At 66.7% G+C, this 14,671-nt stretch carries 10 protein-coding genes and 1 pseudogene; 6 read left to right on the top strand and 5 right to left on the bottom strand.

The annotated features are described in order from the left end of the window. Positions 1 to 354 precede the first annotated feature (354 nt). The 5 genes from IEQ11_RS00515 to IEQ11_RS00495 all read left to right on the top strand — a co-directional run bounded on the left by IEQ11_RS00515 (position 355) and on the right by IEQ11_RS00495 (position 4,839). Positions 355 to 573, top strand: a complete 219-nt coding sequence (locus tag IEQ11_RS00515; protein ID WP_247024679.1) for a hypothetical protein — start codon at positions 355 to 357, stop codon at positions 571 to 573. 427 nt (positions 574 to 1,000) lie between these two features. Beyond that, positions 1,001 to 2,029 (top strand): pyridoxal-phosphate dependent enzyme, encoded by a 1,029-nt coding sequence (locus IEQ11_RS00510; protein ID WP_191822291.1) that lies wholly within the window; start codon positions 1,001 to 1,003, stop codon positions 2,027 to 2,029. Positions 2,030 to 2,254: 225 nt separating this feature from the next. Further along, positions 2,255 to 3,073, top strand: a complete 819-nt coding sequence (locus tag IEQ11_RS00505) for a V4R domain-containing protein (protein ID WP_191822292.1) — start codon at positions 2,255 to 2,257, stop codon at positions 3,071 to 3,073. A gap of 143 nt (positions 3,074 to 3,216) precedes the next feature. Continuing rightward, the gene (locus tag IEQ11_RS00500; RefSeq protein WP_046658613.1) at positions 3,217 to 3,969 is read left to right on the top strand and encodes an MHYT domain-containing protein; all 753 of its coding nucleotides are present in this window, start codon (positions 3,217 to 3,219) and stop codon (positions 3,967 to 3,969) included. A 441-nt stretch (positions 3,970 to 4,410) separates the two neighbouring features. Continuing rightward, positions 4,411 to 4,839: a ketosteroid isomerase-related protein gene (locus IEQ11_RS00495; protein ID WP_036103481.1), complete on the top strand. Its 429-nt coding sequence runs from the start codon at positions 4,411 to 4,413 to the stop codon at positions 4,837 to 4,839. A 922-nt stretch (positions 4,840 to 5,761) separates the two neighbouring features. On the opposite strand, the gene IEQ11_RS00490 is transcribed toward IEQ11_RS00495, so the two are convergent. The 5 genes from IEQ11_RS00490 to IEQ11_RS00470 form a co-directional block, all read right to left on the bottom strand. After that, positions 5,762 to 7,213, bottom strand: coding sequence for an efflux transporter outer membrane subunit (locus tag IEQ11_RS00490; protein WP_191822293.1), 1,452 nt, complete (start codon positions 7,211 to 7,213; stop codon positions 5,762 to 5,764). Then, positions 7,206 to 10,376, bottom strand: coding sequence for an efflux RND transporter permease subunit (locus IEQ11_RS00485; RefSeq protein ID WP_096411512.1), 3,171 nt, complete (start codon positions 10,374 to 10,376; stop codon positions 7,206 to 7,208). Before IEQ11_RS00485 ends, IEQ11_RS00490 begins: the two co-directional genes overlap by 8 nt. A gap of 263 nt (positions 10,377 to 10,639) precedes the next feature. Further along, positions 10,640 to 11,860, bottom strand: coding sequence for an efflux RND transporter periplasmic adaptor subunit (locus IEQ11_RS00480; RefSeq protein WP_082648219.1), 1,221 nt, complete (start codon positions 11,858 to 11,860; stop codon positions 10,640 to 10,642). Then, positions 11,857 to 12,831: an SDR family NAD(P)-dependent oxidoreductase gene (locus IEQ11_RS00475; RefSeq protein ID WP_057920325.1), complete on the bottom strand. Its 975-nt coding sequence runs from the start codon at positions 12,829 to 12,831 to the stop codon at positions 11,857 to 11,859. The genes IEQ11_RS00480 and IEQ11_RS00475 overlap by 4 nt, the downstream gene beginning before the upstream one ends. Continuing rightward, entirely contained in the window at positions 12,828 to 13,109 is a 282-nt protein-coding gene (locus IEQ11_RS00470; RefSeq protein ID WP_046658611.1) for a DUF2798 domain-containing protein, read from the bottom strand. Before IEQ11_RS00470 ends, IEQ11_RS00475 begins: the two co-directional genes overlap by 4 nt. Positions 13,110 to 13,674: 565 nt before the next feature. On the opposite strand from IEQ11_RS00470, the pseudogene IEQ11_RS00465 reads away from it, so the two are divergent. After that, positions 13,675 to 14,634: pseudogene (locus IEQ11_RS00465) on the top strand (LysR family transcriptional regulator); the annotation flags it as partial. Positions 14,635 to 14,671 lie beyond the last annotated feature (37 nt).

Here is a 14,671-nt window from a genome sequence, read left to right as displayed (position 1 = left end):
CCTTTTGCAAAGTGGGCACCGGTTTGCTCGCTTCGTTTGAAGCAAACTGGACTCTTCGCGCTATTTGGAATGAGTTCTCCTTTGAAATAGGGTGACCAGGGATTCGTTTTCTCTTGAAGCCGAGCGAAAGCAAAGCAAAAGCGAATCCCCCGCGCTGTGGCTTTCCGCATCCTGAGGTTACGCCGGGCGCTTGCCCCCTTTTGCAAAGTGGGCACCGGTTTGCTCGCTTCGTTTGAAGCAAAGTGGACTCTTCGCGCTATTTGGAATGAGTTTTCCTTTGAAATAGGGTGACCAGGGATTCGTTTTTCTCTTGAAGCCGAGCGAAAGCAAAAGCAAAAGCGAATCCCCCGCGCTGTGGCTTTCCGCATCCTGACGCTACGCCGGGCGCTTGCCCCCTTTTACAAAGTGGGCGCCGGTTTGCTCGCTTCGTTTGAAGCAAAGCGGACTCATCGCGATATTTCGAATGAGTTCTCCTTTGAAATAAAGTGGTCAGGGATTCGTTTTTCTCTTGAAGCCGAGCGAAAGCAAAAAAGCGAAAGCGAATCCCCCGCGCTGTGGCTTTCCGCATCCTGAGGTTACGCCGGGCGCTTGCCCCCTTTTACAAAGTGGGCACCGGTTTGCTCGCTTCGTTGTTTGAAGCAAGAGCGGATTCTTTGGGCTCTCCCGAATGCGTTCTCCCTATTGCAAAAGTGCGCACTGGTTTTCTCGCTTTGTTTGAAGGAGGCTGTGCGCACCCGATTTGAGCGGGCGCTTGACCACTGACCTTCAATGGTCGGCTGCCCCTCGCTTCGTACCGAAGCTCCCATCCGCCGCCTTGGCCCAAGAACAAGCATGCAGCAGCGATAAACGAGTAACCGCGGCCCTTACTCGTTTCTCACTGCTCCGAACTCGTTTCTCATCGTCCCCAAGCCATTCCCGCCTCCCAAGGCCTGCGCAAAACCCGCCCCAACCGGCCAAGCCCCGCACCCCGGCCCGCCCGTCGCTGCGCTACGCTTGGGCCATGAACAATCTCTCCGCTCCGCACGGCGTCGAGTCCGCCTCCGCCAACCCGCACACGACCTCGGCCGAGCCGGTCGCGCCGACCTATTCCGACATCCTCGCCGCGGCCGCGCGCATCGCGCCGCTCGCGCACGCCACGCCGGTGCTGCGCTCGCGCGCGATCGACGAGCTCGCCGGCTGCGAGCTGCACTTCAAATGCGAGAACCTGCAACGCGGCGGCGCGTTCAAGTTCCGCGGCGCCAGCAATGCGGTGTTCTCGTTGAGCGACGAGGACGTCGCGCGCGGCATCGTCACCCAGAGTTCGGGCAACCACGGCGGCGCGATCGCGCTGGCCGCGCGCCTGCGCGGCGCCACCGCGACCGTGGTCGCGCCGCACAACACGCCGCAGGTCAAGCTCGCCGCGATCCGCGCCTACGGCGCGCAAATCGTCCATTGCGAACCCGATCAGGCCTCGCGCGACGCGACCACCGCGCAGGTGCTGGCGCAGACCGGCGGCGTGCTGGTGCATCCGTTCAACGATCCGCGGGTGATCGCCGGCCAGGGCACCGCGACCCTGGAGCTGCTCGCCAGCGCGCCGACCCTGGACGCGGTGATCGCGCCGGTCAGCGGCGGCGGACTGCTGTCCGGCACGGCGATCGCCGCCCACGGCTACAACCCGGCGATCGAGGTCTACGGCGCCGAACCCGAAGGCGCGCGCGACGCCCACGACTCGCTGCGCGAAGGCCGCCGCATCACCGGCCGCAAGCCCGACACCATCTGCGACGGACTGCGCGCCGAACTGGGCACGCTCACCTTTCCTATCCTTCGCTCACATCTGCGCGACATTCTGTTGGTCGACGATCCGCAGGTGATCGCGGCGATGCGCTTGATCTGGGAGCGCATGAAGCTGGTGGTCGAGCCGTCCGGCGCGGTGCCGCTCGCGGTCGTGCTCGCCAATCGCGAACGATTCGCAAATCGTCGCATCGGTCTGATCGTGTCCGGCGGCAACGTCGATCTGGATCTGATCGCGCAATGGTTCGCGCGCGCATGAGGTGACCGGTCGGCGAGCTGCTTTGCGTTTGTTATGCGACGCGTTTTCGAAGCTGCGCTTTTAGTCGCATAAGCCGCAGAAAACCCGGCATTTTCTGTGATCTTCGTTTGTGTTTTTTGTGACCACAGCTGGCACGCTGCGCCATCGCGCGCCAGTCCCTAGCCATGCGCGCGGCTCGTTATAAGAGTCGGGACCGGACCAGCGCACAGGCCAGGGAGTTGCAACATGGTGGATGTCGAATTTCGCGTGGTGTCCGATCGTCGCGATGGCTTGTTGCTCGCGCTCGGGCAAGTGGTCATCGCCAACGGTTTCACTCTGTTGCGTCAGCGCATGCTCAACAGCGAGGAAGGCGTGGTGCTGGTCATGGTCGTGCGCGGCCCGGCCGAAGCCTTGTTGATGCTCGAAGAACGTCTGGGCACCCACCATCTGGTGCAGAGTTTCGAAGCCTCGCCGTACGAACCGGCGCCCGCCGCCGCGCCGACCCCGGCTCCGGCCGCGCGCAACGGCGCGTCCACCCATGCCCCGGCCGCCGCCGCGCCGAGCGCGAACACCGCGCCGGCCTCGTACGCCGCGCCCTCCGCAGCCGCCACCGCCGCGCCGATCGATACCCAGCGGGTGGAAACCCTGCTGCCGCAACTGGCGCGCAACTACCCCAACATCCTGCTGCAGTTGGTCGCGCTCGAGCGCGAGCTGCCGCCGACCCAGCGCGAGGCGACCTTGCGTTATATCGGTCAGCGCGTCGGCGCCTGGGTCTACAAGCGCGACTTCGCCCTGGGCGGACAGCTGCCGCTGGCCGATTCGGTGCGCCGCATCGCGCTGCCGGCGATGCGCCAGCTGGTCCAGGCCGAACTGCACGAGGACGTGCTCAAGGTCCGCAACAGCCCCTTTTGCCATCGCGGCGAAACCGGCGAGTGCTGCCACTTCCTGCGCGGCATGCTCGGCGGTCTGCTCGAGGGCCAGCATGGCGCCGACGGCGTGCGCGTGGTCGAAAGCCAGTGCCGCAACACCGGCGCGGAAAGCTGCCGGTTCGAATTCGAAGCCTGACCGGTCCGATTCCGGTCGTCCATGGCAGGGATCGCCGTGGCGCAAGGCACGCCGGGATGCGCCGACGTGCGACGCCGACGCGGCGCGGGACGACGCCGTTGCGGCCCATTGCCACTTCAACCCATCCACCCAGGGGGTTCGCCATGCCGCACGATCCAGCCATTCAATGCATCCATGACCCGTTGCTGGTCATCCTGTCCTACGTCGTCTCGGTGCTGGGCTCGTTCACCGCCCTGCAGCTGGCGATCGCGATTCCGAACGCGACCAGTTCGGCGCATCGCTGGCGCGCGGTCGCCGCGGCCGGTCTGGCGATGGGCGGCGGCGCGATCTGGGCGATGCATTTCATCGCCATGCTCGCCTGCCAGATGAACGTGGAGGTGACCTACGACCTGCCGATCACGCTGGGCTCGGCGGTGGTCGCGGTGGTGTCGTGCATGGCCGGCCTGGCCATCGCCGGCACCGGCTTGTTCAACTGGGGCAAGCTGATCATCGCCGGCGTGCTGATGGGCCTGGGCGTGACCGGCATGCACTACGCCGGCATGTCGGCGATGCTGATGGCGGCCGACACGGTCTACAACAGCACCCTGGTGATGGCCTCGGCCGGGATCGCGATCGTCGCCTCGATCGTGGCGCTGTGGCTGGCCTTCAACCTGCGCGGCTGGGGCCAGATGCTCGGCAGCGCGCTGGTCATGGGCGTGGCGGTGTGCGGCATGCACTACACCGGCATGCTCGCGGCGAGTTTCGTGCCGAACGAGGCGCGCGCTTCGCTGGTCGCCGGCGGCGTCAGCGGCGGTTACCTGGGCGTGGGCATCTTCGTGGTCACCACCGCGCTGCTGGCGGCGGTGCTGACGATCAGCCTGCTGCGTCAGCGGCAGCGGTCGATGGTGCGGATCTGAGTTTGCTGGTGGGCGCTTGCCGGTAATGCGGTGGGCGTGGCGGGATAGGTTCGCCTGATCTGGAAAAGGCCCGCCGAGTGCGGGCCTTTTCTTTTGGGATGGGTGGTTGGCTTGGTATGGGCGATGGTTCGATATCTGACCCTTGCTTTGGAATCCAACAGGCGACGCATTCTCTCAGACTGTCATTCCCGCGAACGCGGGAATCCAGGGCATTTCGTGCGAGAACGCTTGAAGTCGCTGGATATTCGGCTCCGCCGAAGTAAGGCAGAGCCCGCGTTCGCGGGAATGACGGTTTGGCAGGATGCGCGCGAAGTCAGATCCGCCCGGCTTCAGCCGGCCAGCGCCGCGCCCACATCAACCCACCCAACGCCGCCGACATTCTCGCCATCACCCGAATGCGCCATCATGTCCCCGCCCCGCCCATCGCGCAGGACCCAGCCCATGAAGATCGACGGCACCCGCAGCCACGACCGCGCCACCGAACTGGTGCTGTCCTACTACGCCGCATTCAACCGCGCCGATTGGGACGGCATGCTCGCCACGCTCGGCCCGCAGGTCGTGCACGACCTCAATCAGGGCGCGCGCGAAACCGGCGTGGAGGCGTTCGCGGCGTTCCTGCAACGCATGGCGCGGCATTACCGCGAACAGTTGCGCGACATCGTGGTGATGGTGTCGCCCGATGGGACGCGCGCGGCCGCTGAGTATGTGGTCCATGGCGAATACCTGGTCACCGACGCCGGTCTGCCGCAAGCGCGCGGCCAACGCTATGAACTGCCCGGCGGCGCGTTCTTCGAGATTCGCGACGGCAAGATCCAGCGGGTCACCAATTACTACAACCTCGAGCATTGGGTGGCTCAGGTCGGGGCTTGAGCGGAAGGCGAGCCATCGCGCGCGGGCGTTCGGTTGGTCGTTGCGATCGGTGATGCGCGACGGGCGATGACGGCGGCGGTGTGGCGCGGTTGTGGCTTGGGGTGCGCGGAGTTGGGGAGCGGAAGCTGGAGCAAAAGCGAATCCCCCCAGCCCCCCTTTTGCAAAGGGGGGAACAGCAACAGCGCCGGGTGTCAGGCTTCATACCAGTGCCAGTGCCTGTGCCTGTGCCTGTGCCTGTGCCTGTGCTAGTGCTAGTGCTAGTGCTAGTGCTAGTGCCAATGCTATCGCCGTTGCCGCTGCCGGCTTCGACTTCACTTCGACACCGACACCAGCGATGACGCCGGCGGCGACTTGAGGTTGTTTCGAGGTCCGATGCTCCAACCGGGGGCATGCGAAATCACCGCCTTCGAAGCGGGATGGCGTCTTGGGGACGAAGCGGAGAACTAAGTTCGCAACCCAAGCGCGCCGAGCCTGGTGCGACGCGCGGCGTCGGGGAGTGGCTGTTCGCCTGTAACGGCGAACAGCGTCCATGCCGCAAGAAGACCGACGGGCCGGCCGTTCCGCCTGACGCCGGATGCGCGCTACCAGGTCGCGCATCCGACGGTCCGCAGGCAGCGGAACCCAGTACCACGCCGCGATGGCTTCGCGACCGGTCCGTCGGGTGGGTGTGAAGCCGCGGGGACGGCGCGGTGCGATGCGGACATCCCGGCCGCCGAAGGCGACCGCGCATCACCAACCCTTCGCACTGCCTCGCGCACTTCGATTGCTATGAAAAGGACCGACGACGGTCACGGCGAAAGAGAGGGGGAGCGAGCGTCGCCGTGGCCGTGGGTCGTCGGTCAAGAAACGGGAATGGGGAATGGGGAATCGAGAATCGGAAGCCGGCTTTACCGATTCCCTACTCCCGATTCCCGATTCCCGGCTACTTGCTGGCCACACCCTCCCGCACCGGCTCGCGGTCCGGCCAGCCGCCGGCCATCGCCTTGTACAGCGCGATCGCGCCGGTGACGCTGCGGGTGCGGCCGTCGGCGAAGGCGTCCTGCGCCTGCAGTTGGGTGCGTTCGGCGTCGAGCACTTCGAACAGATCCGTCGCGCCGGCCTCGTAGCGCACGCGCGCGAGTTTCGCGGCCTTCAGACTGTCCTGCGAGGCGCGTTCCAGATGCTGGTCTTCGACCCGCGCGCGGGCGTAGCGCACCAGCGCGTTCTCGGTGTCTTCCAGCGCCAGTAACACGCTTTGCTGATAGCGCGCCAGTTCGCCCTCGGCGCTCGCGTCGGCCGCCTTGATGCGCGAACGCACCCGGCCGATGTCGAGGAACGACCAGTCGATGCCGAGCGCGACCAGGCGGGTTTCGCTGGCGCGTTCGAACAAGGCGCTGGTGTCGATCGCCTGCGAACCGATCAGGCCGCTCAGGGTGAAGCGCGGGAACAGATCGGCGGTGGCCACGCCGATGCGCGCGGTGGCCGCGTGCAGGCGGTGCTCGGCCGCGGCGACGTCGGGACGACGGCGCAGCAGTTCGCCCGGGGTGGCGGCGTCGAGGCGCTGCGGCAGCGACGGCAACGCCACCGCCTTGTCGAGCTCGGCGATCAACGCATCGGGCGTCTGCCCGGTCAGCACCGCGAGGCGATGCTCGGTGACCGCGACCTGCGCTTCCAGATTGGGCACGCGGGCCAAGGTCGCCTCGAGCTGCGCGCGCGCGCGCGAGGTGTCGAACTCGGTGCCGCGGCCGGCGTCGAAGCGCGCCTGCACCAGACGCAGGGTCTCGGTCTGGTTCTCGGCGTTCTCGCGCGCGACCCGCAGGCGTTCCTGCAGGCCGCGCAGCTCGACATAGCTGCGCGCCACTTCGCCGACGATCGACACCTGCATCGCCTGCAGGTCGGCCGCGCTGGCCCAGGTTTCGGCGCGCTCGGACTCGACGTTGCGGCGCACGCGGCCGAACAGATCGAGTTCCCAGCTCACGTTGGCCTGTGCGCTGTAGCTTTCGTTGTCGCGGCCGTTGTTGGACACGCCCGGCATTTGGTCGGAGCTCGAACGCGTGTCGCTGCCGCTCGCGCTGCCGGTGATGGTCGGGAAACGATCGAACTTGGCGCCGCGCAACAGCGCATTGGCGCGGTCGTAGTTGGCCAGGGCGATGCGCAGGTCGTGGTTGGCGGTCAGCGATTCCTCGACCAGACGGGTCAGCAGCGGATCGTTGAACCCGCGCCAGAACTCGGCGCCCGGTTCCGGCGCGGCGGTGCCGTCAGTGCCCGCTTCGGCATCGGCGCGGGCGAACGCGTCCGGCGTGGCCAGGGTCGGCCGGACATAGTCCGGACCGACGGCGCAGGCGGCCAGCGCGAGGCTCAGCACGGCGATCGCGGGGAGTTTGAAATTACGCATGGACTTTCTCCGTAGCGTTGTGGTGGTCGCCGTGCGAGACCAGCTTGGTGCCGGCCATCTTGCGCAGGGCGACGTAGAACACCGGGGTCAGGAACAGACCGAACAAGGTCACGCCCAACATGCCGGCGAACACGGTGATGCCGGTGACCGAGCGGATTTCCGCGCCGGCGCCGTGCGACAGCACCAGCGGCACGGTGCCCGCGATGAAGGCGATCGAGGTCATCACGATCGGACGCAGACGCAGGCGGCACGATTCCAGCGCGGCTTCGACGATGCCCTTGCCCTGCAGTTCCAGTTCGCGGGCGAACTCGACGATCAGGATGGCGTTCTTGCACGCCAGGCCCATCAGCACCACCAGACCGACCTGCACGAACACGTTGTTGTCGCCGCCGGTCAGCTTGACGCCGATCAGCGCCGACAGCATGCACATCGGCACGATCAGGATCACCGCCAGCGGCAGGGTCCAGCTTTCGTACAGCGCCGCCAGCACCAGGAACGCGAGCAGGATGGCGAGCGGGAACACGATCAACGCGGCATTGCCCTGGCTGTCCTGCTGATAGCTCAGGTCGGTCCATTCGATTTCCATGCCGTGCGGCAGCACCTTGCTGGCCACGTCCCTGACCACGTCCATGGCCTGAGCCGAGGACATCACGCGCGGATCCACGTCGCCGGCGATGTCGGCGGCCGGATAGCCGTTGTAACGCAGCACCGGGTCGGGACCGAAGGTCTGCTTGATGCTGACCATCGAGCCGATCGGCACCATCTCGCCGCGTTCGTTGCGGGTACGCAGGTTGCCGATGTCCTCGACGCTGTCGCGGAACGAACCGTCGGCCTGGGCGATCACCTGCCAGGTGCGGCCGAACTGGTTGAAGTCGTTGACGTAGGCCGAACCCAGATAAGTCTGCAAGGTGTCGAACAATTCGGTCAGCGGCACGCCCTGCGCCTTGGCCTTGACGCGGTCGACTTCGGCGTCGAGCTGCGGCACGTTGGCCTGATAGGTGCTGTTGGCGTAGCCCATGCCCGGGGTCTGCATGACCGTGCCCTGGAACGCACTGACCGCGTTCTGCAGCGCGCCGTAACCCAGGTTGCTGCGGTCTTCGATGAACATCTGATAGCCCGCGCCGTTGCCCAGGCCGAGAATCGGCGGCGGCATCAACGCGAAGGTGAAGCCTTCCTGGAAGCCGCCGATCTTCTGGTTGAGCTCGGCGGTGATTTCCACCGCGCTGCGGCTACGCTGACTGAACGGCTTGAGCGGCAGGAACGCCACGCCGGTGTTGGGCGTGTTGGTGAACTGCACTGCGTTCAAGCCCGGGAAGGCCATGGTGTTCTGCACGCCGTCGATCTTGCCGGCGATGTCGGTGACCTTCTTGAGCAGCACGTCGGTGCGGGCGATGGACGAGCCTTCCGGCAACTTCACCGCGGCGATCAGGTACAGCTTGTCCTGCAGCGGGATGAAGCCGGCCGGCACGATCTTGAACATGAAGCCGGTGGCGACCAGCAGCACCGCATACACCACGAACACCGCGCCGCGCTTGCCGAGGATGCCCGAGATCGATTTCTGGTACTTCTCGGAGCTGGAGGCGAAGAAGCGGTTGAACGGACGGAACAGCCAGCCGAACAGACGATCGATCAGACGCGTCGGCGCATCCTTCGGCGCGCCGTGCGGCTTGAGCAAAAGCGCGGCCAACGCCGGCGACAGGGTCAGCGAGTTGATCGCCGAGATCACCGTGGAGATGGCGATGGTCACCGCGAACTGCTTGTAGAACTGGCCGGTCACGCCCGACAGGAACGCCATCGGCACGAACACCGCGCACAACACCAACGCGATCGCGACGATCGGGCCGGACACTTCCTTCATCGCCTGGTGCGCCGCTTCCAGCGGGCTCAGGCCTTCCTCGATGTTGCGCTCGACGTTCTCCACCACCACGATCGCGTCGTCGACGACGATGCCGATCGCCAGCACCAGGCCGAACAGGCTCAAGGTGTTGATCGAGAAACCGAGCAGATACAACGCCGAGAACGTACCGACGATCGAGACCGGCACCGCGATCAGGGGAATGATCGACGCGCGCCAGGTCTGCAGGAACAAGATCACCACCAGCACCACCAGCAGGATCGCTTCGAGCAAGGTGGTGACCACCGCCTTGATCGAGTCGCGCACGAAGATGGTCGTGTCGTAGACCGCCTCGTACTTGATGCCTTCCGGGAAGCTCTTGGACAGGCGATCCATGTTGGCGATCACCTGTTCCTGGATGTCCAGCGCGTTGGCGCCGGGCGACTGGAAGATACCGATACCGACCGCGTTCTTGCCGTCGAGCTGCGAACGCAGGCTGTAGTCGCCGGCGCCCAGTTCCAGACGCGCGACGTCGGACAGGCGCACGATCTCGCCGCCTTCGCCGCTCTTGACCACGATGTTGCCGAACTCTTCTTCGCTCTGCAGGCGACCCTTGGCGTTGATCAGGGTCAGGAACTCGCTGTTGGGCATCGGCTCGGCGCCGAGCTGACCGGCCGAGACCTGCACGTTCTGCTCGCGCATGGCGCGCAGCACGTCGCCGGCGGTCAGGCCGCGCGAGGCGACCTTGTCCGGATCCAGCCACACCCGCATCGCGTAATCGCCGCCGCCGAAGATCTGCGCATCGCCGACGCCCGACAGGCGCGCGAGCTGATCCTTGACGTGCAGTCGCGCGTAGTTGCGCAGGTACAAGGTGTCGTACTTGCCGTTGGGCGAGGTCAGATGCACCACCATCAGGAAGACAGGCGACTGCTTCTGGGTGGTCACGCCTTGCCGTCGCACGTCCTCGGGCAGTCGCGCCAGCGCCTGGCTGACCCGGTTCTGCACGCGCACCGCCGCGTCGTCCGGGTCGGTGCCCGGGCGGAAGGTGACGGTGATCGCCAGCACACCGTCGGAACCGGCGACCGACTTGATGTACATCATGTCCTCGACGCCGTTGATCGCTTCTTCAAGCGGCGTGGCGACGGTTTCGGCGATGACCTTCGGGTTGGCGCCCGGGTACACCGTGCGCACCATCACCGACGGCGGGATGACTTCGGGATATTCGCTGATCGGCAGGATCGGTATCGCGATCAGGCCGGCGGCGAAGATCACGATCGACAGCACCGCCGCGAAGATCGGTCGATCGATGAAAAATTTGGAAAAGTCCATGACGGATTCCTTGGTGCGGTGTTTGGCCGCATGAGTCCCCGGCCTGCGCCGTGGGGACGCGGGCCTTGATTACGGAAACCTTGTGAGTGCGTTTGCCTTGGCCCGTCGTTCCCGCGAACGCGGGAATCCAGAGACTTCAAACGTTCTCGCCCGAAAGGCCCTGGATTCCCGCTTTCGCGGGAACGACGGGGCGGGGCTTCGCGGTTTCTTGCTGTTCGAGCGTCGCCGCGGCGTTCAAGCCGCGGCGCGTCCGTCATCGGTGGTTACAAAGCTCCGGCCGCCGCGCCCGGCGCCGCCGGCAACGGCGCCGCCGCGCCCATGGCGATGGTCTTGGGCGACACCGGCATGCCCGGGAAGAACACCTTCTGCACGCCGTGGACGATGACCTTGTCGGTCGGCGCCAGGCCCGATTCGACCACGCGCAGGCCCTGGATCATCCGGCCGAGCACCACGTCCTTGCGCACCGCCTCGTTCTTCGGGCCGAGCACGTACACGTACTTGCGGTCCTGATCGGTCAGCACCGCCTTGTCGTCGACCAGCATGGCCTTGAACTCGGCGCTGCCCTCGAGCTGCACGCGCGCGAACAGGCCCTGGGTGAAGACGCGATCGGCGTTGTCGACCACCGCGCGGGCGCGGATGGTGCCGGTGGTCGGATCGACCTGGTTGTCGGTGAAGTCGACCGTGCCCTCGTGCGGGTAGCCGGTTTCGCTGGCCAGGCCGATGCGGACCGGGTTCTTGTTGCCCTCGCGCTGGCCCTTGCGCGCCAGTTCGTTGTAGCGCAGGTAGGTCTGTTCGTCGCTTTCGAAGTAGACGTACATCGGGTTCTGCGACACCACCGTGGTCAGCACGGTCTGGTCGGCCGAGGCGAGATTGCCGACGGTGACCATGGCGCGGCCGGCGCGGCCGTCGATCGGCGAACGCACTTCGCTGAAGGTCAGGTCCAGCTGCGCCGAGGCCACCGCGGCTTCGGCCGCGCGCACCGCGGCGTCGCCCTGGGTGGTGGCGGCGCGGCGGGTCTCGGCTTCTTCGCGCGAGATCGCCTTGGCCTCGACCAGGGTCTGCGCGCGCTTGTCCTGGGTCTTGGCCAGACGCGCTTCGGCGCGCGCCTGTTCCAGCTGGGCCTGGGCGCGGTTGAGCTCGGCGCGGTAACGGCGCGGGTCGATCACGAACAGCAGGTCGCCCTTCTTGACCTCCTGGCCTTCCTTGAACGCGACGCGATCGACGTAGCCGCTGACGCGGGCGCGCAGTTCGACCGATTCCACCGCGCTGACGCGGCCGGTGAAGTCGTCCCACTGGCGGACCTGCTTGCTCAGCACCTGGGCGACGCTGACTTCCGGCGGCGGCGGCGCGCCGCCTTCGGGGGTGGCGGCTTGGCTGCCGCAACCGACGGCGGCCAGGGCGATGACGACGCTCGCGGTCAACGCGAGCAGCGAGAGCCCGAGGCCGGGTCGGCCGGAGCGGGCGGGAGAGTTGCGAGTGCTCATCGGGGGGTGGGTTCCTGTTTGGGATTATTCGAGGTCAACGACTTGAGCAATGCGCGCGCGTCCTGCAGACAGCGTTGCGTCTTTTCGTCGGCGGGGCTGCCCGGATCTTGCGGACACGCATCGCTGGAAGCCGTTGTGGCCGTGATCGTCTTGGGCGTGCTGGTGCGGCTGGTAGTGGTGGAATACGAATCGGCGGCGGAGCGGGGCGGGCTGGCGGTGGCGCTGGCGGGCGAAGGGGGGAGCCGCGCGGCGCTGCGCGGCGGCAGCTGCGGTGGAGGCTGGCGCAGCGCGTACGGCACGATCGCGCGCGGCGGCTCGCCGCTGACTTCGTGATCGATCAGCGCCATCACGCGCTGGCCGACCGACAGCGCGCTGGGCCATTCGGGGCAGGAATGGCGTTGGTTGAACTCGGTGCACACCGGCGAGTCGACCGCGAGCAGCTGCACGCGCACGGCCAGCTGGCGCGCCTCGTCGTGCAACACGCGCGCGAGCATGCGCAACGCAGCCGCGCCGATCGAGCGATGGCCGTAACCGGCCCACGGGTGCTCGCTGCCGGGACCACCGATCAGCACGTAAGTGCCGCCGCGGTCGTATTGCGCCAGCAAGGGCAACAGGTGGCGCGCCGCGGCGAGGTGGGGGAGGAGATCCTCGTCGAGCTTGCGGCGCAGGAAGTCGGCCGGGTTGTCGAGCAGGCGGCCGCGCTCGGCGCCGCCGCAGACCGCGGCGACCACGCCGGCCAGCGGCCGGTCGAGCTTGCGCAGGGCGCGCGCGAGCTTGGCGCCGGCGGCGTCGCTGCTGACCGAGCCGGCGATCGTGGTCAGGTCGGCGTGGGGGTAGCCGGCTTTGAGCGCCTTGAGTTCGCTGGCCTGGCGGGCGACCGCGATCACCGGGCGACCGCTGTCGATCGCCGCCTGCACGACCCCGCGGCCGACGCCGCCGGTGGCACCGAGTACAACCAGTGGAGCTTTCATTGTCCCGCTCCTGGGACTTTTTCTCCCACTCGCGGGATGATCGCGTGACGCTTGTCATCCCGGGTGTAGTGCGCGAGCACGGCGCTGATCGCCGGCATCAGCAGCATCGCCGCGGGCAGGGCGATGGTGAAGGCCAGCACCCAGGCCAGCATCCAGGCTTCTTCCGGGCCCTGGGAAAGGCCCTGTCGGAAAACGACCACGGCCAGCCCGATCAGGGCGGACATGGCCACCAGCATCAAAGGTAGAAAGGCGAAACGGGCTTGGCGGGGGGTCAACATGGCGGGGGACTCCATCGATCTGCGGCACAGAGTAGAGATGGGAATGGCACTTGATTAGCCATGGATTAAGGGAATAATTGTCCCGGCAACGGTCCAATATCCCGAACGCCCCCTTGAAAGCCCCGGCACGGCCCCCTAACCAGAAGGGGATCTAGAAGGAAACCGGAGCGATCGAGAGCCATCGATACCATCGACCGCCTCACTGTCGGCCTGCGCCGGCCGCGGCGGCAGTGGCCGGGATCAGCCGACACCGATGACACGCGTCACCCATCACCAGGCCGGTCGGAACCGGCGAGCGCCACGCCACGGACAGCGAGCCATCGCCCAGGCCATGCATTGAACCGGCGGCCGCGCCGGCGCGATATCCGAATTCTTCCGATCTGTTCTTCTGATCCGTTCCGCCGCTCTCGCTTACCGACTCACTGGCTTGCCGCCCTCGTACACCGCTTCCGCTCCGCCGTTCCCGCACCCGACCCCACTTTCGTTCCGCCTTCGAAGCGAACCTGCGCAGCCGTCCCCGACTCGCGCCGCTGCGTTTCGATCTTTACCAAGGAGGCCATTGCCCATGGCTCACGATCTCAACGACACCCTGATCTTCGTGAAGGTGGTCGAAGCCGGCAGTTTCATTTCCGCCGCGCGCGCGCTGCGCCTGCCCAAGACCACGGTCAGCCGCAAGGTGCAGGAACTGGAAACCCGCCTGGGCGCGCAGCTGCTGCATCGCACGACCCGCAAGCTCGGCCTGACCGAAGCGGGCAATCTGTATTTCGAACATTGCCAGCGCATCGCCCGCGAACTGGCCGAGGCCGAAAGCGCGGTCGGCCAGTTGCAGGGCGGCCCGCGCGGCTGGTTGCGCATCACCGCGCCGTACTCGGTGGGCATCACCTGGATCGCGCCGCTGCTCGGCGAGTTCCACGCGCGCCATCCGGAAGTGCGGGTGGAGATGAACCTGAGCAACGAAACCGTCGACATGATCGACAAGGGCATCGACGTCGCCCTGCGCGTGGGCGACCTGCCCGACTCCAACCTGGTCGCGCGCCGGCTGGCGATCTTCCGCACCCAGATCTACGCCAGCCCGAACTACCTCGCGCGTCACGGCGAACCGCTGCACCCCGACGACCTGCGCCATCACCGCACCCTGGCGATGCCCAAGTCGCGGCGCAACAACGAGTACGTGTGGACGCTCAGCGACGGCGAACGCAATGTCGACTACGTGATCGACCCGGTCATGGTCGCCAACGACCCCGGCCCGCTGCGCGGCGCCTTGCTGTGCGGCGAAGCGCTGATGCTGGCGGCCGACGTCACCGTCAAGGCCTTCGCCGAACAAGGCTATGTGCAGCGCGTGCTGGCCGGCTGGACCGGGCCGGAGTACGAATTCAACGCGGTGTTCCCGCGCGGCCAGGTGCAATCGCCGAAGGTGCGCGCGTTCGTCGACTTTTTGGTCGAACGCCTGAACTTCGACGCCGACTACATGCAGGTGCTGTGCCCGGACGCCAAGCGCTTCCGCAAGGCCTCCGAGGAAGCCGAAGCGGCGATGGCCCACGGCCTGGCCAAGGAAGCGGCCA

The organism is Lysobacter capsici, assembly GCF_014779555.2.
GTDB lineage: Bacteria > Pseudomonadota > Gammaproteobacteria > Xanthomonadales > Xanthomonadaceae > Lysobacter > Lysobacter capsici.
This window is presented reverse-complemented; position numbering and strand designations above follow the sequence as displayed.

Coding starts and splice junctions, on each gene's coding strand:
- IEQ11_RS00490 (WP_191822293.1), bottom strand. CDS start 7,213: ATGCGTAATTTCAAACTCCCCGCGATCGCCGTGCTGAGCCTCGCGCTG.
- IEQ11_RS00510 (WP_191822291.1), top strand. CDS start 1,001: ATGAACAATCTCTCCGCTCCGCACGGCGTCGAGTCCGCCTCCGCCAAC.
- IEQ11_RS00470 (WP_046658611.1), bottom strand. CDS start 13,109: ATGTTGACCCCCCGCCAAGCCCGTTTCGCCTTTCTACCTTTGATGCTG.
- IEQ11_RS00480 (WP_082648219.1), bottom strand. CDS start 11,860: ATGAGCACTCGCAACTCTCCCGCCCGCTCCGGCCGACCCGGCCTCGGG.
- IEQ11_RS00475 (WP_057920325.1), bottom strand. CDS start 12,831: ATGAAAGCTCCACTGGTTGTACTCGGTGCCACCGGCGGCGTCGGCCGC.
- IEQ11_RS00500 (WP_046658613.1), top strand. CDS start 3,217: ATGCCGCACGATCCAGCCATTCAATGCATCCATGACCCGTTGCTGGTC.
- IEQ11_RS00485 (WP_096411512.1), bottom strand. CDS start 10,376: ATGGACTTTTCCAAATTTTTCATCGATCGACCGATCTTCGCGGCGGTG.
- IEQ11_RS00495 (WP_036103481.1), top strand. CDS start 4,411: ATGAAGATCGACGGCACCCGCAGCCACGACCGCGCCACCGAACTGGTG.
- IEQ11_RS00505 (WP_191822292.1), top strand. CDS start 2,255: ATGGTGGATGTCGAATTTCGCGTGGTGTCCGATCGTCGCGATGGCTTG.